A 25197-nucleotide genomic window follows, 5' to 3' on the forward strand; every position below is an offset into this window, starting at 1 on the left:
GGTTCAGGCCGTGGCGAGTTCGCGGGGCGCGGCGGTGAACGGGGCCCCGGCGAGCGCCTGGTCGTAACGGTGCAGGACGAGACGGGCGACGGCCCGGTGGGCGCCGAGCGGGGCGGCGGCGACCCCGCGCGCGTGGGCGGCGCTCTGCGTGGCGAACCGGCCGGGCGCGGTGAAGTAGGAGGCGATCGCGACCCGGTGGCGGCCGCGCGCGGCGAGCGCCCGCAGGGCGTCGGGGACGGTGGGGGCGGCGGCCGAGGCGTAGGCGGGCATCACCGGTACGCCGAGGCGGTCGGCGAGCAGCGCGGCGGTGCGGCGGGTGTCGGCGGCCGACTCGGGATCGCGCGATCCGGCCCCGGCGAGCACCACCGCCCGCCCGCCCCGCGCGCGCGGGTCGTCGTCCCACCCGGCCTCGACGAGCCGTTCGTACAGCGCCTCGACGAGCAGCGGGTGCGGGCCGAGCGGCCGGGCGATACGGGTGCGCAGCCGCGGGGCGTCGGCGGCGGCGGCCGGGATGTCCTGCTTGACGTGGTAGCCGCGGCTCAGCAGCAGCGGTACGAGAACGGCGTCGACGGTGGCGTCGGCTTCGATGGCGGTGGCGTCGGTGGCGGTGTCACCGTGCCCGGCGGCGAGTCCGGCGAGGGTGTCGGGCAGCGCGGGCTCGTCGATCTCGATGTGGCCGAGCCGCACGTCGAGTCCGGGACGCAGGTCGCGGACCAGGTCGAGCAGGGCGGTGACGGTGCGCAGGGCCCTGGGGTCGCGGCTGCCGTGGGCGACGGCGACCAGGGTGGGCCGGGAGGTCGTGGGCATCGGCTTGCGGCTCCCGTTCAGTCGTACGTGGCTGAGCCGGCCGCCCGGGCGGGGCGGGCGGGAGGTGCGGACGGTCCGGGGCCAGGTATCCGGGGGCCGGTATCCGTATCCGTATCCGTATCCGTATCGGTATCGGTATCGGTATCCGTCTCGGTCTCCGTATCCGTATCCGCCGCGTCTTCGTCGTGGACCGATCCTGCCGGGCCCACATTGCCATGGCGTTGCGTCGTGGTGACGAGTGTTTTCCGCCGCCTCACGGAGGCGGGGCGCGCGGAGGGATCTCGGCGGGATCTCGGCGGGATCTCGCACGAAGGGGCGCGGGGGCAGAACCGCGCGCCCCCTCCCCCGCGTCCGACCACCCGTAACGCCGTCGCCGGACCGTCGATCCCAGGGGGACCCCATGCGCCTGCCGCGCCTTCGCCTACGGATCGCTCTGCCGCGCACCCGCACGGGGCAGCGGCGTGCCGTGCAGGCCGTCGCGGCACTGTGCACGCTGGCCCTGACGCCCGCCGCGTGGATGTTCACGGCCGCCGACGGCAAGGTCGGCACGGTGGCGCGGGCGCCCGCGTCCGGCGTCGCGGTGGTGTTCGGGGCCGGGCTCTGGCAGGGCGAGCCCTCGCCGTACCTGGCGCACCGCCTCGACGCGGCCGTCGAGCTGTACCGGGCCGGAAAGGTCAGGGCGGTCCTGGTGACCGGGGACAACGGGCGGCCCGAGTACGACGAGCCGGACGCCATGCGCGCCTACCTGGTGCGGCACGGCGTCCCGGACGGGCGGGTGGTCAGCGACTTCGCCGGCTTCGACACCTGGGACTCGTGCGTACGCGCCAGAAAGATCTTCGGGGTGGAGCGGGCGGTGCTGGTGAGCCAGGGGTTCCACATCCGGCGGGCGGTGGCGCTGTGCGAGGCGGCCGGGGTCGACTCCTACGGGGTCGCGGTGGACGCCGTGCACGACGCCACCTGGTACTACGGCTCCACCCGCGAGGTGTTCGCGGCGGGCAAGGCCGCCCTGGACGCCGCCTTCAAACCCGGTCCGCGCTTCCTCGGGCCGAAGGAGAACGGGGTGGCGCGGGCGCTGGCGGACGGGGGCTGAGCCAGTCGCCGCCGGGCAGCGGGGTGCCGTGCTCGCGCAGCTCCCGGGCGAGCGGGGCCGCCGCCAGGTACACCCAGGCGCGGGCCGCCGTCCCGTCCGGCAGCTCGACGGTCCGCTCCTCCCGGTCGTACAGGTTGCGGGGGTCGCCCGGCCCGCGGTACTCCTCCAACTGATCCAGTACGCGCAGGACTTCGGGGTACGCCTCGGGGCGCGGGGTGATCAGCGCGCCGGTGACGACGCCGTCGCCCCGCACCGCGTACGGATAGCCGGGCCCCTCGTACAGCACCGCTCCCGGCAGCCGCGCGGGCGTCTCGTGGGCGGTGCGGCCGGTCAGCAGCAGCCGGTGGTAGCGCTCGCCGGGGCGCAGGGTGCCGTAGACGAAGAACGGCAGGGCGGGGGCGGCCGGGGCGTCGGCCCTCATGCCGTCTCCGCCGCGAGCCAGGCCAGGTAGTCGGCGCTGCCGCGCACCACGGGGGTCGCGATGATCTCCGGGGTGTCGTAGGGGTGGGCGGCGAGCAGGTGGCGCTCCAGGTCCGGGTACCGCGCGGCGGCGGTCTTGAACTGGACCCGCCACTCCTCGGCGGTCTCGACGGCGCCCTGCCAGCGGTAGACGGAGGTCATCGGGCCCGTGATCTGCGCACAGGCGGCGAGACGGGCCTCGACCGCGCCCCGGGCGAGGGCGTCCGCTTCGGCGCGGCTGTCGGTCGTGGTCAGGACGGTCAGGCACTCGGGGGGTGTCACGGGGGGGGGCTCCTTCGGGGTGCGGGGGCTTCGGCGGCCTCGCCGGTCCGTCGACGGACGGCTGTGCCTGTGCATGCGCACGGCTGTTACCAGTGTCCCGGGTGGCGGGGTGCGGGGTGCCGGGTGCCGGGTTGATCGTGGCTGATCGCGCAGTTCCCCGCGCCCCTAGGGGGACCGCCATCCATGTTGCGACGCCTACCCCCTGCGGACCGTGGTGGGTTGCTCGCGCAGTTCCCCGCGCCCCTAGGGGGACCGCCGTCCATATTGCGACGCCTGCCCCCCCCTGCGGACCGTGGACGGCTGAGCGCGCAGTTCCCCGCGCCCCTAAAAGCCCGTGGCCGAGCCAACCGGCAGGATGCGCCGCCCCCCAAGGGGCGCGGGGAACTGCGCGACCAGCCACCCACGACCCGCACCCAAACAAGCCCGGCACACCCCACCCCCAAGGGGCGCGGGGAACTGCGCGCTCAGCCACCCGCGGTCCGCAGCCGAACACCCCACAGGCGCCCCACCCCCTAAGGGGCGCGGGGAACTGCGCGAGCAACCCACCACCACCCGCACCCGAACAAGCCCGCCCCACCCCACCCCCCAGGGGCGCGGGGAACTGCGCGAGCGACCGTCCACCTCCCGCGGCCGAAACACCCCCGGCAACACCCCACCCCCCACTTCACCCCACCCCCGCGGAGCGCCCCCGCCCTATGGACAGCCCCTGTCATGTCCCCCTAAAACTGATGCGGCATCAGCTTTACCCGAGCCGACCGACCCCCCATGACCGAGGAGCCCGATGAGACCGACACGGAACGCATCGCGCCTCACCACCGCCGGGATAGCCGTCGCGGCCGGCGCCATGATCGCCGCCGCGCTCGCCCCCACCTCCGCCGTGGCCGAACCCCGGCCGCACGTCCCCGTCCGGGACGCCGCGGTCCAGGCCGCGAACAGCGCGGTCACGGCCCACGCCGCCGCGCTCGCCGTGACCGCCGCGCAGGGCACGTCCGTACGGGACGTGATCACGGACGCCGACGGCAGCCGGCATGTGCGCTACGACCGTACGTACCGCGGACTGCCCGTGCTCGGCGGCGACTTCGTCGTCCACCTCGCCCCCTCCGGCGCCTACCGCGGCGCCGACCGCGCCGTGGCCAACGACCTCTCCGTCCCGACCGTGACCCCGGCGCTCTCCGCGCCCCGCGCCGCGGGCCTCGCCTCCGCCGAGGTGCGCGCGGCCCACCCCGGTCTGAAGGGGCTGACCGCCAAGCCGCAGCTCGTCGTGGACGCCCTGCACGGCGCCCCGAGGCTGGCCTGGCGGACCCAGACGGCCGGCCGGGACTCCCAGGGCAACCCCGTCGCGCGCGTGGTGCTCACCGACGCCCGCACCGGCGCCGCGATCGACGCCTGGGACTCCATCGAGACCGCGACCGGCGACGGCCAGTCCCTCTACAGCGGCACCGTGGCCCTGGAGACCACGCTGTCCGGGACCACGTACCAGCTCAAGGACCCCACCCGCGGCAACACCTACACCGGTGACGCCCAGAACAAGACGGACCTGTGCTTCTTCGGCATCTGCTTCGTGCGGGCGCCCGCCGTCCTGTTCACCGACGCCGACAACCACTGGGGCAACGGCGCCACCACCGACCGCGCCACGGCCGCCGTGGACGCGCAGTACGGCACCAACACGACCTGGGACTACTACAAGAACGTCCACGGCCGCAACGGCATCGCCGGCGACGGGAAGGGCTCGTACAACCGCGTCCACTACGGCAGCAACTACAACAACGCCTTCTGGGACGACAGCTGCTTCTGCATGACGTACGGCGACGGCGACGGCACCACGTTCGGGCCGCTCGTCGCCCTCGACGTCGCGGGGCACGAGATGTCGCACGGCGTCACCTCCAAGACCGCCGCCCTCACCTACAGCGGTGAGTCCGGCGGCCTCAACGAGGCCACCAGCGACATCATGGGCACCATGGTCGAGTGGTACGCGGGCAACTCCGCCGACCAGGGCGACTACCTCATCGGCGAGAAGATCGTGAAGCCGGGCTTCGGCAAGCCCGCCCTGCGCTTCATGGACAAGCCGTCCACGGACACCAAGTCGGCGGACTGCTGGTACTCGGGCGTCGGCAACCTCGACGTCCACTACTCCTCCGGCGTCGCCAACCACTTCGCCTATCTGCTCTCCGAGGGCAGCGGCGCCAAGGTGATCAACGGCGTCTCGTACAACAGCCCCACCTGCAACGGCTCCACGGTCTCCGGCATCGGCCACGACAAGGTCGGCAAGATCTGGTACCGGGCCCTGACCGTCTACATGACGTCCTCCACCAACTACGCGGCCGCCCGCACGGCGACCCTGAACGCGGCGAAGGACCTGTACGGCAGCGGCAGCGCGGAGCAGAACGCGGTCGCCGCCGCCTGGTCGGCGGTCGCCGTCGGCTGAGCCCGGCGCCCGTTCCCGTCCGTACGCCGTGCTCAGGCGGCGTACGGGCGGGTCTCCTTGGCGTCCCGCAACGTCCTGCCCCACCAGGCGAGCTGGTCCAGCAGCCGCTTGACGGCGGTCTCGGGGCCGCTGGGCTCGGCCAGTTCGCCGTCGGGCCCGAACAGGCCGTGGGCGTGGTGGAAGCTGACCGTGTCCCGGACCGTGACCGCGTGCATCTCGGCGAAGACCGTACGCAGGTGCTCGACCGCCCGCAGGCCTCCCGACATCCCTCCGTAGGAGACGAAGCCGACCGGCTTGGCCTGCCACTGGACGAAGTGCCAGTCGATGAGGTTCTTCACCGAGGCCGGGAAGGAGTGGTTGTACTCGGGGGTGAGGACCAGGAAGGCGTCCGCCGCGGCGAGCTTCGGCGTGACGGTGTCGAGGACCGCCCGGACCGGTGGCGCCGGTTCGTAGGAGATCGAGGTCGGCAGCCGGTCCTCGGCGAGGTCGACCACCTCCACGTCGAAGTCGTCGCGCTCACGCAGCCGGGCGAGCAGCCACCGGCCGACGACGGGGCCGAAGCGCCCCTCGCGGTCGGAGCCGAGGACGACGGTGAGGCGCAGGGGGGCGGGGCGGGAGTCGGTGGGCTCCGCGTGGGGAGCGGTGGTGAGGTCCATGCGGAGGAGCCTCACACCTCGACTTAGCTTGAGGTCAAGCCCGGTCTACGGTGGCCCCATGACGAGCCCCCATGTCGAGATCAACGGCCTCCCCGCCGACGCGGAGAATCTCCGCATCCCCGCCCTGACCGGCAATTACGGGCATTTCACCGCGATGCAGGTGCGCGGCGGCCGGGTGCGCGGACTCGCCCTGCACCTGGCGCGGCTGGACGCGGCGACCGTTGAGCTGTTCGGCCCGGGTCTCGACGGCGAGCGGGTCCGTACGCTCATCCGCCGCGCCCTGGCCGGGGCCGGCGCCGAGGACGCGGCGGTGCGCGTCTATGTGTACGGCCCGGACGAGGATCCGGCCGTGATGGTGACCGTGCGCCCGCCGATCGACCTCTCTCCGGAGCCGCAGCACCTGCTCTCCGTGCCCTACGAGCGGCCGGTCGCCCACGTCAAGCACCTCGGCGGCTTCGCCCAGCGGTACTACGGCCGGGCCGCCGTCCACCAGGGCTACACCGACGCGCTGCTGACCGGCCCCGGCGGGGAGGTCGCCGAGGGGGCCGTCACCAACATCGCGTTCTGGGACGGGAGCACGGTGGTGTGGCCCGACCGCCCGGCGCTGCGGGGCATCACCATGGCCCTGGTCGAGGAGCGGCTGCCCCGGTACGGCACGGCCACGGCCCGGCGCCCGGTGACCCTGGGCGGCCTCGGCGCGTACCGGGCGGCCTTCGTCACCAACTCGCAGGGCATCGCCCCGGTGGCCCGGATCGACGACACCGCCTTCGCCGTGGACACCGAGCTGATGGAGACCCTGTGGCGGCTGTACGCGGAGGTGCCGTGGGACGCGGTCTGAGAGGCCGCCTGCGGAACCCCCGCCCGAGCACGGGCGCCCGCGCGAACGGGTGACGGGAGGCGCACCGCCGTCACTCGTTCGCCCCCCGCCGGGGAGCGGGCGTCCGCGCGGGCCACTTACCTCGGAGGGAGAAGCACGGCATCCCGCTCCCCGGAGGACCCATGCGCACTGCCCGCCTGCTGACCGGTTCCGCGCTCGCGGCCGCCCTGCTGGGCCTGGGCGCCGCACCCGGGTACGCCAACGACTTCGGCGGGGCGGGCGTGGAGGTGTGGCCGTCGACGGCCGCGCCGGGCGCCACCGTCACCGTGAACACCACCGCGTGCGGCCATGACGGCCATGCCACCGGGGACGCGCGCGCGGTGGGCGACGGGGAGTTCCCGCTGCGCGCATCCACCCACAAGGAAGTGCTCGCCGGGCAGTTCACGGTGCCCCCCACCGCCAGGTCCGGGACCTTCGAGATCACGGTGGCCTGCGACAGCGGCAAGTCCGCGCGGGGCGAGCTGACCATCTCGGGCGGTGGCGAGAACACCTTCCGCGACTGGGGCGAGCACCACCCCTCGGAGGAGCGCGAGCACCACCCCTCGGACGAGCGGCAGGAGCCACGGGGGCATGTGCGGACGGGGCTGGGCGGCAGTACGGCCACCTCCAACCGGACCGAGATCGCGGCCGGGGCGGCCGTCCTGGCCGTCGCCGCCGTCACCGGCGGGCTGCTGCTGCGCCGCCGGGCCGGCGAGCCGCGCGACCGGGGCTGACCGCTCTTGTCGGCGCGTTCGGCCCAGGCCCTGCGGGACGCCGAGGCCGCACGGCGGCGCAACGGCTGGCTGGTCTGCGTCGCCGTGTGCGTCGGGGTGTGGCTGCTGCGGCAGGGCACCGAGACGTCCGAGCCGCCGCAGCCCGCGCGCGCGGAGGCGTTCGTCGGCGCGAGGACCGCCCCCGCACCGGCCGCCGGGACCGGCTCGCCCCCCGCGCGCGGGGACGGGCCCCGCACCGGCGGCGCCCTCGCCGGAGCGGCCCTGGCCCCCTCCGAGCCGGTACGCCTGCGGATCCCGGCGATCCGGGTGGACGCGCCGGTGATCCGGCTCGGCCTCGCCCGGGACGGCTCCCTGGACGTGCCGCCGGGCAGCGGCGGCTCGGCCGGGTGGTACAAGGACGGGACCGCGCCGGGCGCCGACGGTACGGCCGTGATGGCCGGGCACGTCGACGACGCCCGCGGGCCCGCCGTCTTCTACGCGCTGGGCGCGCTGAAGAAGGGCAGCCGTATCGAGGTGGCCCGCGCGGACCGGCGCACGGCCGTCTTCACCGTCGACGCGGTCGAGGTGTATCCGAACGACGCCTTCCCCGACCGGCGCGTGTACGGCCCGGCCGGGCGCCCCGAGCTGCGGGTGATCACCTGCGGCGGCGGGTTCGGAGAGAAGACGGGCTACCGGGGGAACGTGGTGGTCTTCGCCCATCTGACCGGGAGGGAGTGAGCCCCGGGGCCCCTCGGGGAGCCCATCGGGGAACCCGCCCGGCGGCCCGTCGCGCGGCCTCGCCGGGTGCGGCGGCTCACGGCCGTCCCGGCCGTGGGCGCAGAACACTCACAGGCACCCCGTCGCGGGGCTGAGCGGGCCGTTGCGCCCGGGAAACCGGTCAGATCCGACCGGGAAACAGCCGTCTTGCAGGCTGCGGTCATGGGTTCGGACACCATGCCGGCCCGCCGCCGGCCATCTGGCCCCCGCCGCACCCGCTCACCCACGACGGAGGGTTCCGACATGACCACACCCGCACCCTCGGCCGCAGCCCGCACGATCGTCGTGGTCGGCCACGGCATGGTCGGCCAGCGATTCCTGGAAGCCCTCGCCGAGAAGGGGGTCACCGACCACGCCCGTGTGGTGGTCCTCGCGGAGGAGCCCCGGCCCGCCTACGACCGGGTCCACCTCACCTCGTACTTCACCGGCACCACCCCCGAGGAACTCTCCATGGTGGAGGAGGGGTTCATCGACAAGTACGGCATCGAACTGCACCTGGACGACCCGGCGCGGAGCGTGGACCGCGCCGGGCGCACGGTCACCGCGCGCTCCGGGCGCGTCTTCGCGTACGACGTGCTGGTGCTCGCCACCGGTTCCTACCCGTTCGTGCCGCCGGTGCCCGGCAAGGACCTGACGGGCTGCTTCGTCTACCGGACCATCGAGGACCTGCTCGCCATCGAGGAGTACGCCCGCACCGCGACGACCGGCGCGGTGGTCGGCGGCGGGCTGCTCGGCCTGGAGGCGGCGGGGGCGCTCAAGGGCCTCGGACTGGCCACGCACATCGTGGAGTTCGCGCCCCGGCTGATGCCCGCGCAGGTCGACGACGGGGGCGGCGCGGCCCTGCTGCGCACCATCGAGGGGATGGGCCTGTCGGTCCACACCGGCGTCGGCACCCAGGAGATCACCGGCGAGCGGGCCGTGGACGGCATGCTCCTCTCCGACGGCTCCCGCCTCGACACCGACCTCGTCGTCTTCTCGGCCGGGGTGCGCCCCCGCGACCAGCTGGCCCGCGACTGCGGTCTGGCGGTCGGCGAGCGCGGCGGCATCGTGGTCGACGAGCGGTGCCGCACCTCCGACCCGGCCGTCTACGCGATCGGCGAGTGCGCGCTGGCCTGCGACGGCAAGGTGTACGGCCTGGTCGCGCCGGGCTACGAGATGGCGGTCGCGGTCGCCGACGCGCTGGCGCGGGGCGATCAGGAGCCGGAGAAGTCCTTCACCGGCGCCGACATGTCCACCAAGCTCAAGCTGCTCGGCGTGGACGTGGCCTCCTTCGGCGACGCGCACGGCAGTGCCGAGGGCAGCCTCGACGTCGTCTACACCGACGCCCGCTCCGGCATCTACAAGAAGCTGGTGGTCTCCCCCGACGGCACCCTGCTGGGCGGGGTCCTGGTGGGCGACGCCGAGATGTACGGCACGCTGCGCCCGCTCACCGGCCACGTCCCGCCGATCCCGGCCGAGCAGCTGGTGCTCCCGGCGGGTCTGGGCGCGCCCGTGGCGCTGGGCCCGGAGGCGCTGCCGGACGACGCGGTGATCTGCTCCTGCCACAACGTCACCAAGGGCGAGGTCACCCCGCTCGCCTCGCTGCCCGAGGTGAAGAAGTGCACCAGGGCGGGCACGGGCTGCGGCAGCTGCGTCAAGACGCTGGAGAAGCTGCTCCCCAAGACCGGCGACGGCGGTCTGTGCGACTGCTTCGCGCAGACCCGCCAGGAGCTGTACGAGATCGCGCTGGCGCTGCGCGTCGGCTCCTACCGGCAGCTCCTGGACGAGCACGGACGCCCGGCCGCGCGCGGCGGCGAGGGCTGCGAGATCTGCAAGCCCGCGGTCGCCTCCATCCTGGCGAGCCTCGGCCACGGCCACATCCTCGACGGCGAGCAGGCCGCGCTCCAGGACACCAACGACCACTTCCTCGCCAACATCCAGCGCAACGGCTCGTACTCGATCGTGCCGCGCATCCCCGGCGGCGAGATCACCCCGGACAAGCTGATCGTCATCGGCGAGGTGGCCCGCGACTACGGCCTCTACACGAAGATCACCGGCGGTCAGCGCATCGACCTCTTCGGCGCCCGGGTCGACCAGCTCCCGGTGATCTGGGCGCGCCTGGTGGCCGCCGGGTTCGAGTCCGGCCACGCCTACGGCAAGTCGCTGCGGACGGTGAAGTCCTGTGTGGGGCAGACCTGGTGCCGCTACGGGGTGCAGGACTCGGTGAAGATGGCGATCGACCTGGAGCTGCGCTACCGGGGGCTGCGCTCCCCGCACAAGCTGAAGGCGGCCGTCTCGGGGTGTGCCCGCGAGTGCGCCGAGGCCCAGTCCAAGGACTTCGGGGTGATCGCCACGGCCAACGGCTGGAACCTGTACGTGGGCGGCAACGGCGGCGCCACCCCGCGCCACGCGGACCTGCTGGCGCAGGATCTGAGCGACGACGAACTTGTCCGGCTGATCGACCGGTTCCTCATGTTCTACATCCGCACCGCCGACCGCCTGGAGCGCACCTCGGTGTGGCTGGAGCGGATAGAGGGCGGTCTCAAGCACGTCAAGGACGTGGTGGTCGACGACTCCCTCGGCATCTGCGACGAGCTGGAGGCGCTGATGGCCGCCCATGTCTCCGCCTACCGCGACGAGTGGGCCGAGACGGTCGAGGACCCCGAGCGCCTCGCCCGGTTCGTCTCCTTCGTCAACGCGCCCGGCACGCCCGACCCCACGGTCCGGTTCGTGCCCGAGCGCGGCCAGATCAAGCCCGAACTGCCCGTCCTGGCCCTGGAGGTGGCCGCACGATGAACGAGAACAGCATCCGACTGCGACTGGAAGACGGCTGGTTCGAGGTCTGCGGGCGCGAGCGGCTCATCCCGGGCCGCGGGGTCGCCGCGCTGCTGCCCGACGGGCGCCAGGCGGCGGTCTTCACCGACCGCACGGGACGGGCGTACGCGATCGACAACCGCGACCCGTTCACCGGCGCGTACGTCATGTCGCGCGGGCTGCTCGGCTCCGCCGGGGGCCGGGTCTTCGTCGCCTCCCCGCTGCTGAAGCAGCGCTTCGACCTGGAGACGGGCCGGTGCCTGGACGACGACGAGGTCAGCATCCAGGCGTACGCGGCCGAGGCGTCCTGAACGGACCACCCAAAGAATCTTGACCGTTCGTTCCAGATAGCCGTACTGTCGTCCTCATGGCCAGAACCAAGGAATTCGATCCGGACGCCGCGCTCCAGTCGGCCCTGGAGCTGTTCTGGCAGCGCGGCTACGAGGCGACGTCGATGGCGGACCTCGTCGACCGGCTCGGCATCGGCCGGGCCAGCATCTACGCGACCTTCGGCAACAAGCACGAGCTGTATCTGAAGGCGCTCGACCGGTACGGCGAGGCGCACACCGCGATCCTGCTCCGCGAGCTGTCGGGGCCCGGCCCGGCGCTGCCCGCGGTGCGCGCGGTCGTGCGCCGCTTCGCCACCGACTCCACGGCCGCCGCGACCCGCCGGGACGGCTGCTTCGTCACCAACACGGCCGCCGAGCTGGGGGCGCGCGACAGCGCCGCGGCCCGCCGGGTCGAGCAGTCCTGGGAGCGGCTGGAGACGCTGCTGCACTCCGCGCTCGTACGCGCAACGGCCCAGGGCGAGCTGGCGCCGGAACGCGATCCGCGCGCCCTGGCCCGGATGTTCCTGGTGCTCATGCAGGGCATGCGGGTGATGGGCAGGGCCTGCGAGGACCCGGCGCGGGTGCGGGAGGCGGCCGAGGCCGCGCTGACCCTGCTGGACTGAACGGCCCCCCAGGGGCGCCGCGTCGAGTCGGCGCCCCTTTTTCCTCTCCTCATAACAGAACGGTTGGTCAAATATGTCTGCTCGCTCAGCCGCCCGCTTCACCGGCAGGACCGTCCTCGTCACGGGCGCGGGCTCCGGGATCGGCCGCGCGGTCGCGCTCGCCTTCGCCGCCGAGGGGGCCAAGGTGGCGGTCGCCGGCCGTACCCTCGCCTCCCTGGAGGAGACCGTGGCCCTGGCCGGGGAGGCGGGCGGGACGGCCGCCGCGTTCACCGCGGACGTCTCGCGCGCCGAGGACGTCCAGGCCCTGGTGGCGGCGGTCGTCGCCCGCTTCGGCTCGCTCGACGTCGCCGTCAACAACGCCGGGGTGCTGCGCGGGGGCGGCGCGGCCCTCGCCGACCTGGCGCCCGAGGACTGGCGGGCCATGCTCGACACCAACCTCACCGGCGTCTTCCTCGCCCTGCGGGCCGAGGTCGCCCAGATGCGCGCCCAGGAGCACGGCGGCGCGATCGTCAACATCGCCTCCAACCTCGGCGCCCACAAGCGGTTCCCGGGCGTCGCCGGCTACCTCACCACCAAGGCCGCGGTCTCCGCCCTGACCCGGGCCGCCGCCCTCGACCACATCCAGGACGGCGTCCGCATCAACGCGGTCAGCCCCGGCGCCTCGGCCACCGCGATGTCGCTGCGCGCGGGCGAGAGCGAGGCGGAGCGGGCGGTGCGGATGAAGGAGCAGTCGCCGCTGGGGCGCGTCTCGACCACCGAGGAGATCGCCGCGGCGGTCCTCTATCTGGCCTCGGACGACGCCGCGTCGGCGGTGGGCACGGACCTGGTGATCGACGGGGGCGCCGCCGCCTGAGCCCGGCGGCCCGGCGGCCCCCTGCTGTCCGGACCTACCGGACGGTACGGTACCCGCATGACTGAGGGCTGGAGCGCGAGGGACATCCCCGACCAGAGCGGCCGTACGGCGGTGGTCACGGGGGCCAACAGCGGCATAGGGCTCGTCACCGCACGCGAACTCGCCCGCAAGGGCGCCCGGGTGATCCTGGCCTGCCGCAGCGAGGCCAGGGGCAGGGAGGCCGAGGCCCTGATCCATCGTCAGGTCTACGGCGCGCACGTGGAGTTCGCGCCCCTGGACCTGGCGGACCTGTCATCCGTCCGCGCCTTCGCGGAAACGTACCCGCACGACCGCCTGGACCTGCTGATCAACAACGCGGGGGTGATGGCCCTGCCGTACGGCACGACGGCGGACGGCTTCGAGCGGCAGTTCGGGGTGAACCACCTGGGCCACTTCGCGCTGACGGGCCTGCTCCTGTCCCGGCTGCGGGCGGCTCCGGCGGCGCGGGTGGTCTCGGTCTCCAGCGGGCTGCACGCCCTGTCCGCCCTCGACCTCACCGACCTCAACAGCGAGCGCCGCTACCGGCGCTGGATCGCCTACGCCCGCTCCAAGACGGCGAACCTGCTCTTCATCCACGAGCTGGCCCGCCAACTGCGCACCGCGGGCTCGACGGTGGTCGCCGCGGCCGCCCACCCCGGTTACGCCTCCACCAACCTCCAGACGGCGGGCGTCCGCATGGAGGGCCGCCGGGCTGCGGAACGCGTGGTCCGGCTCGGCAACCGCCTGCTGGCCCAGCCCGCCGAGGCGGGCGCCCTGCCGACCCTCTACGCGGCCACGGCCCCCGGCGTCCGCCCCGACTCCTTCACCGGCCCCCGCCTCCAGGGCTGGCGCGGCGCCCCCGCGCGGTCGTCCCGGGCGAAGTGGACCCTGGACGACACCGCGGGGGAACGGCTGTGGGTGGCCTCCGAGCAACTGACCGGGGTGCGGTACGGGCTGTAGGACGGCCCTCCCGGGACCGGCTGTTTCCGGCCACCCCCGGGAGAACCCCCCGTACCGACGCGCCCTACAGCGAAACCGGGGCGGAACGTTCCGCCACCGCCGGCTGGCCGCCCCGCAGCAGCGCCGACCCCAGCGGGGTCAGCGTGTGCAGCACCGCGCTGCCGTGCCGCAGGGTCACCAGCAGACCGGCCTCCCGCAGGACGCCGGCGTGCTGGCTGGCCGAGGCGAGCGACACCCCAGCGCGGCGGGCGAGCTCGCTCGTCGTGCAGCCGTGGCCGATCGACTGGAGCACCGCCGAGCGGGTGTGCCCGACGAGCCGGCCGAGCGAGGGACCCGGCGCGGTGCCCGCGCCCTGCCGCTCGTACGGCGTGTGGGTGTGCGTCACCGGATAGACCAGCACCGGCGGCAGCAGCGGGTCCTGGAGCGACACCGGGGTGCGCCGGCAGAAGAACGACGGCTGGAGCAGCAGCCCGCGGCCCTCCAGGTACACGTCCCGGTCCACCGGGTAGTCCGCCTCCAGGACGGGGGCCCGCCAGCGCATCATCGGCGGGAGCGAGGCGAGGAGTTCATCCGCCCCGCCGTCCAGGAGCGCGCGCCCCCGGGCCGCCCGGTCGGCGTCCACGCGGGCCTGGATGTGCGTCCAGTACGGCGCTATGGCGGCCCGGTGGTAGCCGCGCAGGACGCCCATGAGACGATCCAGCGGCTCGGCGCTCCCGTCGGCGAGCGCCCGCAGCCACCGGGGCAGCCCTCGGGGCCCCGCGACCCGGGACAGCTCGTCGTGCAGCCGGTCCTGTCCCGTCTCGCGGACGGCTTCGAGCCCGGAGTCGATGGTGTGCGGCCCTTCGGTGGGCGTGAGAAAGTCGGGAAAATAGCCGCGGCCCGGCACCACTGCGGAGAGCAGACGTGTTTCACCGTTCAACCGGGTACGCGTTTCCGTTCGCCATTCACCGAAGACTAGGGCGCCCCGACGGTCTCTTAATCGATGAAAGCTGAGAATCGTTTCCCACAGCGCGTCCGGACCAGGCGCCATGCGCACCCGGGCCAGGTCCACGCCAGTGAAATGAATACGCAGCACCGAATCTCCACCTGTCTCGAATGTTGCAACGTGTCGCATCATGTTGCACCCGCAATCGTCCCGCCCCTGAGTATGCCTACCGTCACAGGCCGTGACCACCGGCCTTTCAGCCACAGTTGAAAGGCATCGCGAGCAGCCGGTGTGTACCGAAAAGCTGTACGACGTCGGGCACGACACCGGGCCGACCGGAAAGACGTTGTGAGGACCGTGGGGGGCTTTGCTTCGTCTGGCGGCGGTTGGCATGGTGGCGGCTCCGTGCCCGGCGGGGATGACAGAGTGCGGTTCGCGGATGGGGATCCGTGAACCGCACTCTGCATTTAGGGCCACGCGCCCGTTAAATGTCCGCACTTCAACAGGAATTAAGCGGGGGCACACCCAGAAACACCTCCGCGGCGGGCCCGGAACAACAACAAGCGGAAGCGCGCGCGGACATGCGGAAGGGGCGGCACCCCCGCACAGGGTGCCGCCCCTTCCATGTGAACCGGAACCGCCGTCGGATCGGTGGTGAGGGTCGGGGACCCGACGGCGGCTCCGGAGCTTCAGCGCGAGTCGCTGCCCTGCGACTCAGCGGCCGCGCGGCCCGCCTCCAGCCGCGCCACGGGGATGCGGAACGGGGAGCAGGAGACGTAGTCCAGGCCCACCTCGTGGAAGAAGTGCACCGACTCCGGGTCGCCGCCGTGCTCGCCGCAGACGCCCAGCTTCAGGTCGGGGCGGGTGGCCCGGCCGGCCTCGACGGCCGAGCGGACCAGCGAGCCGACGCCGTCCTTGTCGATGGTCTCGAACGGCGAGACCCCGAAGATGCCCTTCTCCAGGTACGCGGTGAAGAAGCTCGCCTCCACGTCGTCCCGCGAGAAGCCCCAGACCGTCTGGGTCAGGTCGTTGGTGCCGAAGCTGAAGAACTGCGCGGCCTCGGCGATCTGGCCCGCCGTCAGGGCGGCGCGCGGCAGCTCGATCATCGTGCCGATGGTCAGCTTGAGCTCGGTGCCGGTGGCGGCCTCGACCTCGGCGATGACCTGGTCGGCCTCCTCGCGGACGATCTCCAGCTCCTGGACCGTGCCGACCAGCGGAATCATGATCTCCGCACGCGGGTCGCCCTTGGCGGCCCGGCGCTCGGCCGCCGCCTCCGCGATCGCCCGTACCTGCATGGCGAACAGGCCCGGGATGACGAGGCCGAGGCGTACCCCGCGCAGGCCCAGCATCGGGTTCTGCTCGTGCAGCTTGTGGACGGCCTGGAGCAGGCGCAGGTCGTTCTCGTTGGCGTCCTTGCGGGACTCGGCGAGCGCGACGCGCACCGACAGCTCGGTGATGTCGGGCAGGAACTCGTGCAGCGGCGGGTCGAGCAGGCGCACGGTGACCGGCAGGCCGTCCATCGCCTCGAAGAGCTCGACGAAGTCCTTCTTCTGGAGCGGCAGCAAGGCACTGAGTGCCTTCTCGCGCTCGTCGTCGGTGTCGGCGAGGATGAGGCGCTCGACCATCTCGCGGCGCTCACCGAGGAACATGTGCTCGGTGCGGCACAGGCCGATGCCCTGGGCGCCGAAGCGGCGCGCCCGCAGGGCGTCCTCGGCGTTGTCGGCGTTGGCCCGTACCCGCAGCCGGCGTACCCGGTCCGCGTACGCCATGATCCGGTGCACGGCCGCGACCAGCTCGTCGGCGTCGTCGGCGCCCGCGTGCATCCGGCCCTCGAAGTACTCCACGACCGGCGAGGGCACGACCGGGACCTCACCGAGGTACACCTTGCCGGTGGAGCCGTCGATGGAGACGACGTCGCCCTCCTCGACGACCACGCCGCCGGGAGCGGTCATCCGGCGCCGCTTGGTGTCGACCTCCAGCTCCTCGGCGCCGCAGACACAGGTCTTGCCCATGCCGCGCGCCACGACCGCCGCGTGCGAGGTCTTGCCGCCGCGCGAGGTCAGGATGCCCTCGGCGGCGATCATGCCGTCCAGGTCGTCGGGGTTGGTCTCGCGGCGGATGAGGATGACCTTCTCGCCCGAGCGCGACCACTTGATGGCGGTGTACGAGTCGAAGACCGCCTTGCCGACCGCCGCGCCCGGCGAGGCGGCGATGCCGCGCCCGAGCTGCTCGCTCCGGGCGGACTCGTCGAAGCGCGGGAACATCAGCTGGGCGAGCTGGGCGCCGTTGACGCGCTGGAGCGCCTCGGCCTCGTCGATCAGGCCCTGGTCCACCAGCTGGGTCGCGATGCGGAAGGCGGCACCGGCGGTGCGCTTGCCGACCCGGGTCTGGAGCATCCAGAGCTGGCCGCGCTCGATGGTGAACTCGATGTCGCAGAGGTCCTTGTAGTGGGTCTCAAGGGTCTCCATGATCTGCATGAGCTGGTCGTACGACTTCTTGTCGATGCTCTCCAGCTCGGCCAGCGGCACGGTGTTGCGGATGCCCGCCACCACGTCCTCGCCCTGGGCGTTCTGGAGGTAGTCGCCGTAGACGCCCTGGTGGCCGGAGGCCGGGTCGCGGGTGAAGGCGACGCCGGTGCCCGAGTCGGGGCCGAGGTTGCCGAAGACCATGGAGCAGACGTTGACGGCGGTGCCCAGGTCGCCGGGGATGCGCTCCTGGCGGCGGTAGAGCTTGGCGCGGTCGGTGTTCCACGAGTCGAAGACCGCCTTGACGGCGAGGTCCATCTGCTCGCGCGGGTCCTGCGGGAAGTCGCGGCCGGCCTCGGCCTTGACGACCTTCTTGAAGTGCTTGACCAGCTTCTTCAGGTCGGCGGCGTCGAGGTCGGTGTCGACGGTGACCTTCTTGGCGGCCTTGGCGTCCTCCAGGGCCTCCTCGAAGAGCTCGCCGTCCACGCCGAGGACGGTCTTGCCGAACATCTGGATGAGGCGGCGGTAGGAGTCCCAGGCGAAGCGCTCGTCGCCGGACTGCTTGGCCAGGCCCGTCACCGAGGCGTCGGAGAGGCCGATGTTGAGGACGGTGTCCATCATGCCGGGCATGGAGAACTTGGCGCCCGAGCGTACGGAGACGAGCAGCGGGTCGTCGGCCTGGCCGAGCTTCTTGCCCATCTTCTGCTCAAGGGCGTCGAGGTGCGCGCTGACCTCGTCGCGCAGCGCGGCCGGCTCCTCGCCGCTGTCGAGGTAGACCTTGCACGCCTCGGTGGTGATGGTGAAGCCGGGCGGGACCGGCAGACCGAGGTTGGTCATCTCGGCGAGGTTCGCGCCTTTTCCACCGAGCAGGTCCTTGAGGTCCCTGTTCCCTTCGGTGAAGTCGTAGACGAACTTCTGGCTGTGCTGGAGGTCTTTGTCTTCCGACACGGGTCTCGACTCCTCGGCGCGAAAAAGCGTGGCGGCTGCCCTGACGGCCAGGAACATACCCAGATCGAAGGTGTCTGGGTACGTCCACTTGCGCGTCATGGGGTCTTAACCACTCGTCCGCCAGCAGATCGAAAGTAACCGGGAAGTAACCGGAGCGATCATGATGCGTTCACTCCCTGAAGACGGCTTTGCCGAAAACCAACGGTAGGCGCTCGTCTGAGCGACTCGCACGACAGGTGAGTTCATTTCTTGAAGGCAGAAGGGGTGGCACTCAGTGCCACCCCTTCTAGAGATGCAACCGCCCTCGAAGTGCTCATCTGAGCGCAACCCCTATCAGGGGTGGCGAGAATCACGCCGTGCGGAGGGCGGGAATTCCACGATCCGGACCCCGGTCCGGACCCGGTCCGGACCCCGGCCGGGGCTCTCAGCCGCCCGAGGTGTCCAGCTCGGCGTCCGCGCTGATACCCGAGCAGTCGTACGGGTCCTTCAGCCAGCCGTCCGGCAGCACCACGCGGTTGTTGCCCGAGGTGCGCCCGCGCGGGCCGTCCGCGCCGTCCGGCCACGGCTGGTCCAGGTCGAGCTCGCTCAGCTGAGCGCTCAGCTCGTCCAGGGACGAGGTGACGGCCAGCCGCTTGCGCATCTCCGAGCCGACCGAGAACCCCTTGAGGTACCAGGCCACGTGCTTGCGGAAGTCGATCACGCCGCGCGTCTCGTCGCCGATCCACTCGCCGAGCAGCGTCGCGTGCCGCACCATCACCTCGGAGACGGTGCGCAGGGTGGGGCGCGCGTACGAGTCCGTCCCCTCGAAGGCGCCCACCAGGTCGCCGAAGAGCCAGGGGCGGCCCAGGCAGCCGCGGCCCACGACCACGCCGTCGCAGCCGGTCTCCTTCATCATCCGCAGCGCGTCCTCGGCCGACCAGATGTCGCCGTTGCCGAGCACCGGGATCTCCGGGACGTGCTCCTTCAGGCGCGCGATGGCGTCCCAGTCGGCGGTGCCGCCGTAGTGCTGGGCGGCGGTGCGGCCGTGCAGCGCTATCGCGGTGACGCCCTCCTCGACGGCGATGCGCCCGGCGTCCAGGAAGGTGATGTGGTCGTCGTCGATGCCCTTGCGCATCTTCATGGTGACCGGCAGGTCCCCGGCGTTGGAGACCGCCTCGTTCAGGATCGCGCGCAGCAGCGGCCGCTTGTAGGGCAGGGCCGAGCCGCCGCCCTTGCGGGTCACCTTGGGCACCGGGCAGCCGAAGTTCAGGTCGATGTGGTCGGCCAGGTCCTCGTCGACGATCATCCGGACCGCCTTGCCGACGGTGACCGGGTCCACCCCGTACAGCTGGATCGAGCGGGGCGTCTCCGTCTCGTCGAAGTGGATCAGCTGCATGGTCTTCTCGTTGCGCTCGACCAGCGCCCGCGTCGTGATCATCTCGCTCACGAACAGCCCCTTGCCGCCGCTGAACTCGCGGCACAGGGTACGGAACGGGGCATTGGTGATGCCGGCCATGGGTGCCAGCACCACGGGAGGCTGCACGGCATGCGGGCCGATGTTGAGCGTGGTCATTACGCCATTGTCGCGCATCCCCGAGGTCATTAGTTAGCCGTACTACATGGACCAGGTCGTTAGTTAGCCGTACTATCGACGCATGCCCGATCTCAGCCCCCGCCGCCGCATACTCGTGCTGGCGATCTGCTGCATGAGCCTGCTGATCGTCGGCCTGGACAACACGATCCTGAACGTGGCGCTGCCCACCATGCAGCGCGAACTGCACACCACGGTCTCCGGGATGCAGTGGACGATCGACGCCTACACCCTCGTCCTCGCCTCCCTGCTGATGCTCTCCGGCTCCACCGCCGACCGGATCGGCCGGCGCCGGGTCTTCATGGCGGGCCTGACCCTCTTCACCCTCGGCTCGCTGCTCTGCTCGCTCGCCCCGGACCTGTCCTCGCTGGTCGCCTTCCGCGCCCTCCAGGCGGTCGGCGGCTCGATGCTCAACCCGGTGGCGATGTCGATCATCACCAACACCTTCACCGACCCGCGCGAACGCGCCCGCGCCATCGGCGTGTGGAGCGGCGTCGTCGGCCTCTCCATGGCGGCCGGACCGATCATCGGCGGTCTGCTGGTCGACTCGGTCGGCTGGCGCTCGATCTTCTGGATCAATCTGCCGGTGGGCCTCGCCGCGCTCCTGCTGACCTGGCGGTACATACCGGAGTCGCGCGCGCCCCGGCCCCGCCGCCCCGACCCCGTGGGGCAGCTCCTGGTCGTGGCGCTGCTCGGCTCACTCACGTACGCGATCATCGAGGCGCCCAGCGCGGGCTGGACCTCCCCGCGCATCGTCCTCTTCTGCGCCCTCGCCCTCGCGGCCCTGGCCGGCCTGCTGCTCTACGAGCCGAGGCGCCACGAACCCCTCATCGACCTGCGCTTCTTCCGCAGCACGCCGTTCAGCGGGGCCACCGTCATCGCGGTCGCGGCGTTCGCGGCGCTGGGCGGCTTCCTCTTCGTCAACACGCTCTACCTCCAGAACGTCCGCGGCTACGACGCCCTGCACGCCGGGCTCGCCATGGTGCCGATGGCGGCCGTCACCCTCGTGGTGGCGCCGCTGTCGGGACGGCTGGTCGCGAGCCGCGGGCCCCGGCCGTCGCTGCTGGTCGCGGGCGTCACCATGGCCGCGAGCGGGCTGCTGTTCGCCGCGTTCGACTCCGAGTCCTCGACGGGCCTGCTCTTCACCGGGTACGTCCTGTTCGGCCTGGGCTTCGGCATGGTCAACTCCCCCATCACCAACACGGCCGTCTCCGGGATGCCCCGCGCCCAGGCGGGCGTCGCGGCGGCGGTGGCCTCCACCAGCCGCCAGACCGGCCAGACCCTGGGCGTCGCGGTCATCGGCGCGGTCCTCGCGGGCGGCCTGGCGGGCACGGCGGGCGGCGGCTACGCCGACGCGTTCCCGGACGCGGCCCGCCCGGCGTGGTGGATCATCACCGGATGCGGCCTCGCGGTGCTGCTCGTGGGCGCGGCCACCAGCGGCCGCCGGGCCAGGGAGTCGGCCCGGCGCACGGCGGAACGGCTGGAGACGGAGAAGGTGGGGGCGGGGCTTCCGTAACCCCGTATCCCCCCGGGCCGCCGTCACGCGCGCGTGGGTCCGCTCCCGACGGCCACTCGGCGCGCCTGTTCCCGCGCAGCGCCCCGCACCACGTACGCCACGTCTTCCAGGCGGCGCGTGAAGGTCCCGTGCCCCGTCTCGGCGGTATGCGACATGATCGCGACGCTTCCCGCCTCAAGGTCGTCCGTCGCGGCCAGCGTCCAGGTGCATCCGCTGCCGTGGAGGCACTGGGCCGTCATGGTCACTTCGCTGGACGGGTGCCGCAGCAGCCTGTGGACAACGCCGCACGGCGTGCCCGCGGCACCCGGGGGAACAGGTGCCGTGTCACCCTCCGGCCCGGTCGGCAGTCCCACCGGGAACGCCCACATCAGCGCCACCCGCCCACGGGGGCCCCGTTCTCGACGGACACGACCGCTCCTCTCCGTAGTGCTATTACTACCGGGCGGGTTCAGCGTGGCTCACACCTGGGAACCGTTCAACCTGCTGGAAGCGAACGGAAGGTCGGTGAACATCCCTTGAACCGCAAGGAGTTGAGGCCGGACGCCTCGCCGCAGGCGGCTTACGGAGCGCGTCTGCGCAGTCTGCGGGAGGCGCGAGGCTGGACGCAAGATGATCTCGCCGTCCCGATGGAATATTCCAGCGTGCATATTTCGGCGGTGGAAACCGGCCGGAAGCCTCCGACTCTCCGGTTCTCGCGCAGTGCGGACCGGGCGTTGGGCCTTCAGGGCACCGCGGACACGTTCGAGCGCGAGTACCGGCAGATGCGGCAAGGCAGCCTGCTGGAGGGGTTCCCGGAGTACGTCAAGTACGAAGGGCGGGCGGTGGAGTTGCGGCTGTACGAGGTAGGCGTCGTCCCAGGTCTGCTTCAGACCAGGGAGTACGCGGCCACACTGGAGGCCGACGCGGTCCGGCGGGAGGCCACTACGCCCGAGCAGGCTGAGGAACGCGTCAGGTTGGTGGCCCACAGGCAGTCCACGCTCGTCCGCACGCCGTCCCCGTTGATCCACGTCGTGCTCGACGAGAGCTGTATCCGGCGGCCGATGGGCGACTCTTCCGTCATGGCTGCCCAGTTCGACCGTCTGCTGGAGTTCGCCGAGATGCCGAACACCCTGCTCCAGGTGGCCCCGTTCAGCATGGGAGCGAGAAGGCCGTTCAGCCTGCCGGTCACCGTGCTGACCATGCCGGACCGCTCGATCATGTCCTATGCCGAGTCGGCACAGCGGGGACATCTGGAGCAGGACGGCGCCGCTGTCGTGGCCATACTCAAGGCATACCATCAGCTACAGGCCGAGGCGTTGCCGCAAGCGGCCTCCGTGGCTCTGATCGACCAGTTTCGAAAGGGTTCCCAGTGACGACCGAATCCCCCCGCTGGTTCACGAGTTCGTACAGCGGAAACGGCGGCCAGTGCGTACAGGTCGCCACGAACCTCGCCGCCACGCGCGGCACGGTCCCCGTCCGTGACTCCAAGAACCCAGGCGGCCCGGCCCTGAACCTTCCCGCGGGCGTCTTCTCTTCCTTCGTGGCAGGTCTCAAGTCCGGCGCGTTCGGCTCCATCTGAACGTGCGCCGGTCGGGATCACCGCACGACCCCGACCGGTTCCGCTTCCCGGACCGAGATCTCCAGCAGCCGCTCAAGTCCCGCGCGCGAGGGGGCGTCCAGCGGGACGTACGCCACCAGGCGCGGGCCCGAGGACGGGCCCAGCCACAGGTTGGTGTGCTCCAGGTGCAGCAGGCCCACCTGGGCGTTGCGGATGTACTTCTCCCGGCCGCTCTGGTCGACCACCTCGTGCCGCGCCCAGATCTCGCGGAACTCGGGCGAGCCGTTCTCCAGCCGGTTCAGGAGCGTCTTCCAGGCGGGCTCGGCCAGGTGCTCGGCCATCGCGGCGCGGAACTTGGCGGCCATCATCCGGTTGACCTCCGGCAGGTCGGCGACGGCCGCGCGCCAGTCGTCGTTGGTGAAGGCCAGCCACATGCAGTTGCGGTCCTCGGGAGCCAGCGCGTCGAGGTCGCACAGCAGCCTCGCGTAGGTGCGGTTGTAGGCGAGGATGTCGTACCGACTGTTCTGGATGCAGGCGGGCACCGGCTCCAGCTGGTCCAGCATCGCCCGCAGGGCCGGAGTCACCGTCGGGCAGGGCGCGTTGGGGTTGGGGTCGGTGGCGCCCGCGAGGGCGAACAGGTGGGTGCGCTCGCTGGCGTCCATCAGCAGGGCGCGCGCCAGTGCGTCCAGGACCTGCGCTGAGACCTGGATCTCCCGGGCCTGCTCCAGCCAGGTGTACCAGGTGACGCCGACGGCGGAGAGGTGGGCGACCTCCTCGCGGCGCAGCCCCGGGGTGCGCCGGCGGCGGCCGTGCGGCAGGCCGACCTGTTCGGGCGTGATGCGTTCGCGGCGGCTGCGCAGGAACTCCGCCAGCTCGTGCCGACGGACGTCGGACTGTGGGGCCACAGTGGTCATGGCACCAGGGTGCCGGACCGCTCACCCCATTGCCAGGTAGTGCGTGTACCAGGATAAAGAGACTCTGGTACCAGGCTGGGCGAGGCGCGATCGTCTTCTGCGTGAGCAATGACGTGACTACTCCCGCATCCATCGCCACGGCCGAGGCCCCGGCCGTCCCGGTGATCCGCCACGGCGGTGCGGTGATCGGCCCGCTCGGGCTGTTCACCGTCCTGCTCGGCGCGGCCCTTCCCCTGATCGACTTCTTCATCGTCAACGTCGCCCTGCCCGCCATGGAGCAGGACCTGGCGGCGGGCGCGGCCACGCTGGAACTGGTGGTCGCGGGGTACGGCGTCGCGTACGCCGTGCTGCTCGTCCTCGGCGGCAGGCTCGGCGACATGGCCGGGCGGCGCCGGCTCTTCCTCATCGGTATGGCGGCCTTCGGGGTGACCTCGCTCGCCTGCGGTCTGGCGCCGACCGCCTGGACGCTGGTGGCGGCCCGGGTCGCCCAGGGCGCGGCCTCCGCGCTGATGCTGCCGCAGGTGCTCGCCACCATCCAGGCCACCACGGCGGGACCGCGCCGGGCGCGCGCGATGAGCCTGTACGGCGCGACCGCCGGGCTCTCCATGGTCGCCGGACAGATCCTCGGCGGGGTGCTGGTGGCCGCCGACATCGCGGGCAGCGGCTGGCGCGCGGTCTTCCTGGTGAACGTCCCCGTGGTGGTCGTCGGTCTGGTGCTCGCGGCGCGCAGTGTGCCGGAGACCCGCTCGGACCGGCCCGCCTCGGTGGACGTGCCCGGCACGCTGCTCCTCGCGCTCTCGCTGATCAGCCTGCTGCTGCCGCTGACCGAGGGGCGCGCGGCGGGGTGGCCGCTGTGGACCTGGGTCTCGCTCGCCGTCTTCCCCTTCGCCGCCCTGGCGTTCTACCGCACCGAGCGGCGCGCCGACCGCCTCGGCGGTACGCCGCTGGTCCCGCCGAGTCTGCTGCGGCTGCCCTCGCTCCGGCGGGGCCTGGTGATGATCGTGCCGTTCTCGGTCGGCTTCAGCGGCTTCATGTTCGTGATCGCGGTCGTCCTCCAGCAGGGCCTGCGGATGGGGCCGGTGTCGGCCGGGCTCGCGCTGGTGCCGATGGCGGTGGCGTTCTTCGCCGCCTCGCTGGCCGGGCCGCGACTGATCGGCCGCTACGGGAGCCGCGTCGTCACCACCGGCGGCATCCTCCAGGGCCTGGGCATCACGATCCTGGTGCTCACCGTGTGGCGCGGCTGGTCCGGGCTTGGCATCGCGGAGCTGGCGCCGGGGGTCGCTCTCGCCGGGCTCGGCCAGGGCCTCCAGCTGCCGGTGCTGTTCCGGATCGTGCTCTCGGACGTGCCGACCGACCGCGCGGGCGTGGGCAGCGGGGTCCTGGTCACCACCCAGCAGTCCGCCCTCGCCCTCGGCGTCGCCACCCTCGGCAGCCTCTTCCTCTCGCTGCTGCCGTCGATGGGGACCCGGGACGCGCTGGCGGTGACGCTGCTGGTGCAGCTCGCCGCGGTGGTCCTGACCACGCTGCTGAGCCGGCGGCTGCCGAAGACCGTGGGGTGAGGGCGGGCTCCGCAGGGGGGATGACGAGTATCAGGTGTCAGATGACAGATATTGAAATCTGTCATCTGACATGCGACAGTGGAGGGGCATCCCCTCCCGTCCCCCCTCAAGGAGCGACCACC

At 72.4% G+C, this 25197-nt stretch carries 23 protein-coding genes; 14 read left to right on the top strand and 9 right to left on the bottom strand.

What is annotated here, in order from left to right; genetic code table 11:
* Positions 1-3: 3 nt before the first annotated feature.
* Positions 4-828: a sirohydrochlorin chelatase gene (locus AC069K_RS23410; protein WP_478619425.1), complete on the bottom strand. Its 825-nt coding sequence runs from the start codon at positions 826-828 to the stop codon at positions 4-6.
* A 379-nt stretch (positions 829-1207) separates the two neighbouring features.
* Here AC069K_RS23410 and AC069K_RS23415 point away from each other — a divergent pair, with 379 nt between their 5' ends.
* Positions 1208-1897 (top strand): SanA/YdcF family protein, encoded by a 690-nt coding sequence (locus tag AC069K_RS23415; RefSeq protein ID WP_478619326.1) that lies wholly within the window; start codon positions 1208-1210, stop codon positions 1895-1897.
* Here the strand turns inward: AC069K_RS23415 and AC069K_RS23420 are convergent.
* Both AC069K_RS23420 and cutA read right to left on the bottom strand, forming a co-directional pair.
* A complete protein-coding gene (locus AC069K_RS23420; RefSeq protein ID WP_365110723.1) occupies positions 1827-2318 on the bottom strand; it encodes a gamma-glutamylcyclotransferase family protein in 492 nt (163 codons plus the stop codon). The genes AC069K_RS23415 and AC069K_RS23420 overlap by 71 nt on opposite strands.
* A complete protein-coding gene (gene cutA / locus AC069K_RS23425) occupies positions 2315-2638 on the bottom strand; it encodes a divalent-cation tolerance protein CutA (RefSeq protein WP_478619330.1) in 324 nt (107 codons plus the stop codon). The genes AC069K_RS23420 and cutA overlap by 4 nt, the downstream gene beginning before the upstream one ends.
* A gap of 781 nt (positions 2639-3419) precedes the next feature.
* Between cutA and AC069K_RS23430 the strand changes: the two genes are divergently transcribed.
* Positions 3420-5063 (top strand): M4 family metallopeptidase, encoded by a 1644-nt coding sequence (locus AC069K_RS23430; protein WP_478619333.1) that lies wholly within the window; start codon positions 3420-3422, stop codon positions 5061-5063.
* Positions 5064-5095: 32 nt separating this feature from the next.
* Here the strand turns inward: AC069K_RS23430 and AC069K_RS23435 are convergent, their stop codons facing one another.
* Positions 5096-5719: an NADPH-dependent FMN reductase gene (locus AC069K_RS23435; protein WP_478619336.1), complete on the bottom strand. Its 624-nt coding sequence runs from the start codon at positions 5717-5719 to the stop codon at positions 5096-5098.
* A 58-nt stretch (positions 5720-5777) separates the two neighbouring features.
* On the opposite strand from AC069K_RS23435, the gene AC069K_RS23440 reads away from it, so the two are divergent.
* From AC069K_RS23440 to AC069K_RS23475, 8 genes are all read left to right on the top strand, one after another.
* Positions 5778-6557 (top strand): aminotransferase class IV family protein, encoded by a 780-nt coding sequence (locus AC069K_RS23440; protein ID WP_478619339.1) that lies wholly within the window; start codon positions 5778-5780, stop codon positions 6555-6557.
* 161 nt (positions 6558-6718) lie between these two features.
* Positions 6719-7309: a hypothetical protein gene (locus AC069K_RS23445; RefSeq protein WP_478619342.1), complete on the top strand. Its 591-nt coding sequence runs from the start codon at positions 6719-6721 to the stop codon at positions 7307-7309.
* A gap of 6 nt (positions 7310-7315) precedes the next feature.
* On the top strand, positions 7316-8026 hold the full coding sequence (locus AC069K_RS23450) for a class F sortase (RefSeq protein ID WP_365110741.1): 711 nt from the start codon (positions 7316-7318) through the stop codon (positions 8024-8026).
* Positions 8027-8308: 282 nt separating this feature from the next.
* A complete protein-coding gene (gene nirB, locus AC069K_RS23455) occupies positions 8309-10840 on the top strand; it encodes a nitrite reductase large subunit NirB (RefSeq protein ID WP_365110744.1) in 2532 nt (843 codons plus the stop codon).
* Positions 10837-11169, top strand: a complete 333-nt coding sequence (gene nirD, locus AC069K_RS23460) for a nitrite reductase small subunit NirD (RefSeq protein WP_358833435.1) — start codon at positions 10837-10839, stop codon at positions 11167-11169. The genes nirB and nirD overlap by 4 nt, the downstream gene beginning before the upstream one ends.
* Positions 11170-11225: 56 nt before the next feature.
* Positions 11226-11810, top strand: a complete 585-nt coding sequence (locus AC069K_RS23465; protein WP_478619347.1) for a TetR/AcrR family transcriptional regulator — start codon at positions 11226-11228, stop codon at positions 11808-11810.
* A gap of 73 nt (positions 11811-11883) precedes the next feature.
* Entirely contained in the window at positions 11884-12663 is a 780-nt protein-coding gene (locus AC069K_RS23470) for an SDR family NAD(P)-dependent oxidoreductase (protein WP_478619350.1), read from the top strand.
* Positions 12664-12720: 57 nt separating this feature from the next.
* Positions 12721-13641, top strand: coding sequence for an oxidoreductase (locus tag AC069K_RS23475; protein ID WP_478619353.1), 921 nt, complete (start codon positions 12721-12723; stop codon positions 13639-13641).
* A gap of 64 nt (positions 13642-13705) precedes the next feature.
* Here the strand turns inward: AC069K_RS23475 and AC069K_RS23480 are convergent, their stop codons facing one another.
* From AC069K_RS23480 to dusB, 3 genes are all read right to left on the bottom strand, one after another.
* Positions 13706-14716 (bottom strand): ArsR/SmtB family transcription factor, encoded by a 1011-nt coding sequence (locus AC069K_RS23480; RefSeq protein ID WP_478619356.1) that lies wholly within the window; start codon positions 14714-14716, stop codon positions 13706-13708.
* Positions 14717-15255: 539 nt separating this feature from the next.
* Positions 15256-17979, bottom strand: a complete 2724-nt coding sequence (ppdK, locus tag AC069K_RS23485; protein ID WP_358833430.1) for a pyruvate, phosphate dikinase — start codon at positions 17977-17979, stop codon at positions 15256-15258.
* Between the two features lie 424 nt (positions 17980-18403).
* Positions 18404-19531: a tRNA dihydrouridine synthase DusB gene (dusB, locus tag AC069K_RS23490; protein WP_358833429.1), complete on the bottom strand. Its 1128-nt coding sequence runs from the start codon at positions 19529-19531 to the stop codon at positions 18404-18406.
* Positions 19532-19613: 82 nt separating this feature from the next.
* Here dusB and AC069K_RS23495 point away from each other — a divergent pair, with 82 nt between their 5' ends.
* On the top strand, positions 19614-21065 hold the full coding sequence (locus AC069K_RS23495) for an MFS transporter (protein WP_478619359.1): 1452 nt from the start codon (positions 19614-19616) through the stop codon (positions 21063-21065).
* 23 nt (positions 21066-21088) lie between these two features.
* On the opposite strand, the gene AC069K_RS23500 is transcribed toward AC069K_RS23495, so the two are convergent.
* Positions 21089-21304, bottom strand: coding sequence for a hypothetical protein (locus AC069K_RS23500; protein WP_478619362.1), 216 nt, complete (start codon positions 21302-21304; stop codon positions 21089-21091).
* Positions 21305-21580: 276 nt separating this feature from the next.
* Here AC069K_RS23500 and AC069K_RS23505 point away from each other — a divergent pair, with 276 nt between their 5' ends.
* Together AC069K_RS23505 and AC069K_RS23510 are read left to right on the top strand one after the other, a co-directional pair.
* Entirely contained in the window at positions 21581-22417 is an 837-nt protein-coding gene (locus tag AC069K_RS23505; protein ID WP_365110764.1) for a helix-turn-helix domain-containing protein, read from the top strand.
* Positions 22414-22623, top strand: coding sequence for a DUF397 domain-containing protein (locus tag AC069K_RS23510; protein ID WP_478619365.1), 210 nt, complete (start codon positions 22414-22416; stop codon positions 22621-22623). The genes AC069K_RS23505 and AC069K_RS23510 overlap by 4 nt, the downstream gene beginning before the upstream one ends.
* A gap of 17 nt (positions 22624-22640) precedes the next feature.
* On the opposite strand, the gene AC069K_RS23515 is transcribed toward AC069K_RS23510, so the two are convergent.
* Positions 22641-23516: a helix-turn-helix transcriptional regulator gene (locus AC069K_RS23515; RefSeq protein ID WP_478619368.1), complete on the bottom strand. Its 876-nt coding sequence runs from the start codon at positions 23514-23516 to the stop codon at positions 22641-22643.
* A 101-nt stretch (positions 23517-23617) separates the two neighbouring features.
* On the opposite strand from AC069K_RS23515, the gene AC069K_RS23520 reads away from it, so the two are divergent.
* The gene (locus AC069K_RS23520) at positions 23618-25075 is read left to right on the top strand and encodes an MFS transporter (RefSeq protein ID WP_478619371.1); all 1458 of its coding nucleotides are present in this window, start codon (positions 23618-23620) and stop codon (positions 25073-25075) included.
* The last annotated feature ends 122 nt before the right edge of the window (positions 25076-25197 follow it).

Source organism: Streptomyces sp. NPDC043908 (assembly GCF_056435525.1).

Excerpts from the sequence above, each read along its gene's own strand:
- AC069K_RS23415 (WP_478619326.1), top strand. The coding sequence starts at position 1,208 with ATGCGCCTGCCGCGCCTTCGCCTACGGATCGCTCTGCCGCGCACCCGC.
- AC069K_RS23420 (WP_365110723.1), bottom strand. The coding sequence starts at position 2,318 with ATGAGGGCCGACGCCCCGGCCGCCCCCGCCCTGCCGTTCTTCGTCTAC.
- AC069K_RS23430 (WP_478619333.1), top strand. The coding sequence starts at position 3,420 with ATGAGACCGACACGGAACGCATCGCGCCTCACCACCGCCGGGATAGCC.
- AC069K_RS23435 (WP_478619336.1), bottom strand. The coding sequence starts at position 5,719 with ATGGACCTCACCACCGCTCCCCACGCGGAGCCCACCGACTCCCGCCCC.
- AC069K_RS23440 (WP_478619339.1), top strand. The coding sequence starts at position 5,778 with ATGACGAGCCCCCATGTCGAGATCAACGGCCTCCCCGCCGACGCGGAG.
- AC069K_RS23445 (WP_478619342.1), top strand. The coding sequence starts at position 6,719 with ATGCGCACTGCCCGCCTGCTGACCGGTTCCGCGCTCGCGGCCGCCCTG.
- nirB (WP_365110744.1), top strand. The coding sequence starts at position 8,309 with ATGACCACACCCGCACCCTCGGCCGCAGCCCGCACGATCGTCGTGGTC.
- nirD (WP_358833435.1), top strand. The coding sequence starts at position 10,837 with ATGAACGAGAACAGCATCCGACTGCGACTGGAAGACGGCTGGTTCGAG.
- AC069K_RS23465 (WP_478619347.1), top strand. The coding sequence starts at position 11,226 with ATGGCCAGAACCAAGGAATTCGATCCGGACGCCGCGCTCCAGTCGGCC.
- AC069K_RS23470 (WP_478619350.1), top strand. The coding sequence starts at position 11,884 with ATGTCTGCTCGCTCAGCCGCCCGCTTCACCGGCAGGACCGTCCTCGTC.
- AC069K_RS23475 (WP_478619353.1), top strand. The coding sequence starts at position 12,721 with ATGACTGAGGGCTGGAGCGCGAGGGACATCCCCGACCAGAGCGGCCGT.
- dusB (WP_358833429.1), bottom strand. The coding sequence starts at position 19,531 with ATGACCACGCTCAACATCGGCCCGCATGCCGTGCAGCCTCCCGTGGTG.
- AC069K_RS23495 (WP_478619359.1), top strand. The coding sequence starts at position 19,614 with ATGCCCGATCTCAGCCCCCGCCGCCGCATACTCGTGCTGGCGATCTGC.
- AC069K_RS23500 (WP_478619362.1), bottom strand. The coding sequence starts at position 21,304 with ATGACGGCCCAGTGCCTCCACGGCAGCGGATGCACCTGGACGCTGGCC.
- AC069K_RS23515 (WP_478619368.1), bottom strand. The coding sequence starts at position 23,516 with ATGACCACTGTGGCCCCACAGTCCGACGTCCGTCGGCACGAGCTGGCG.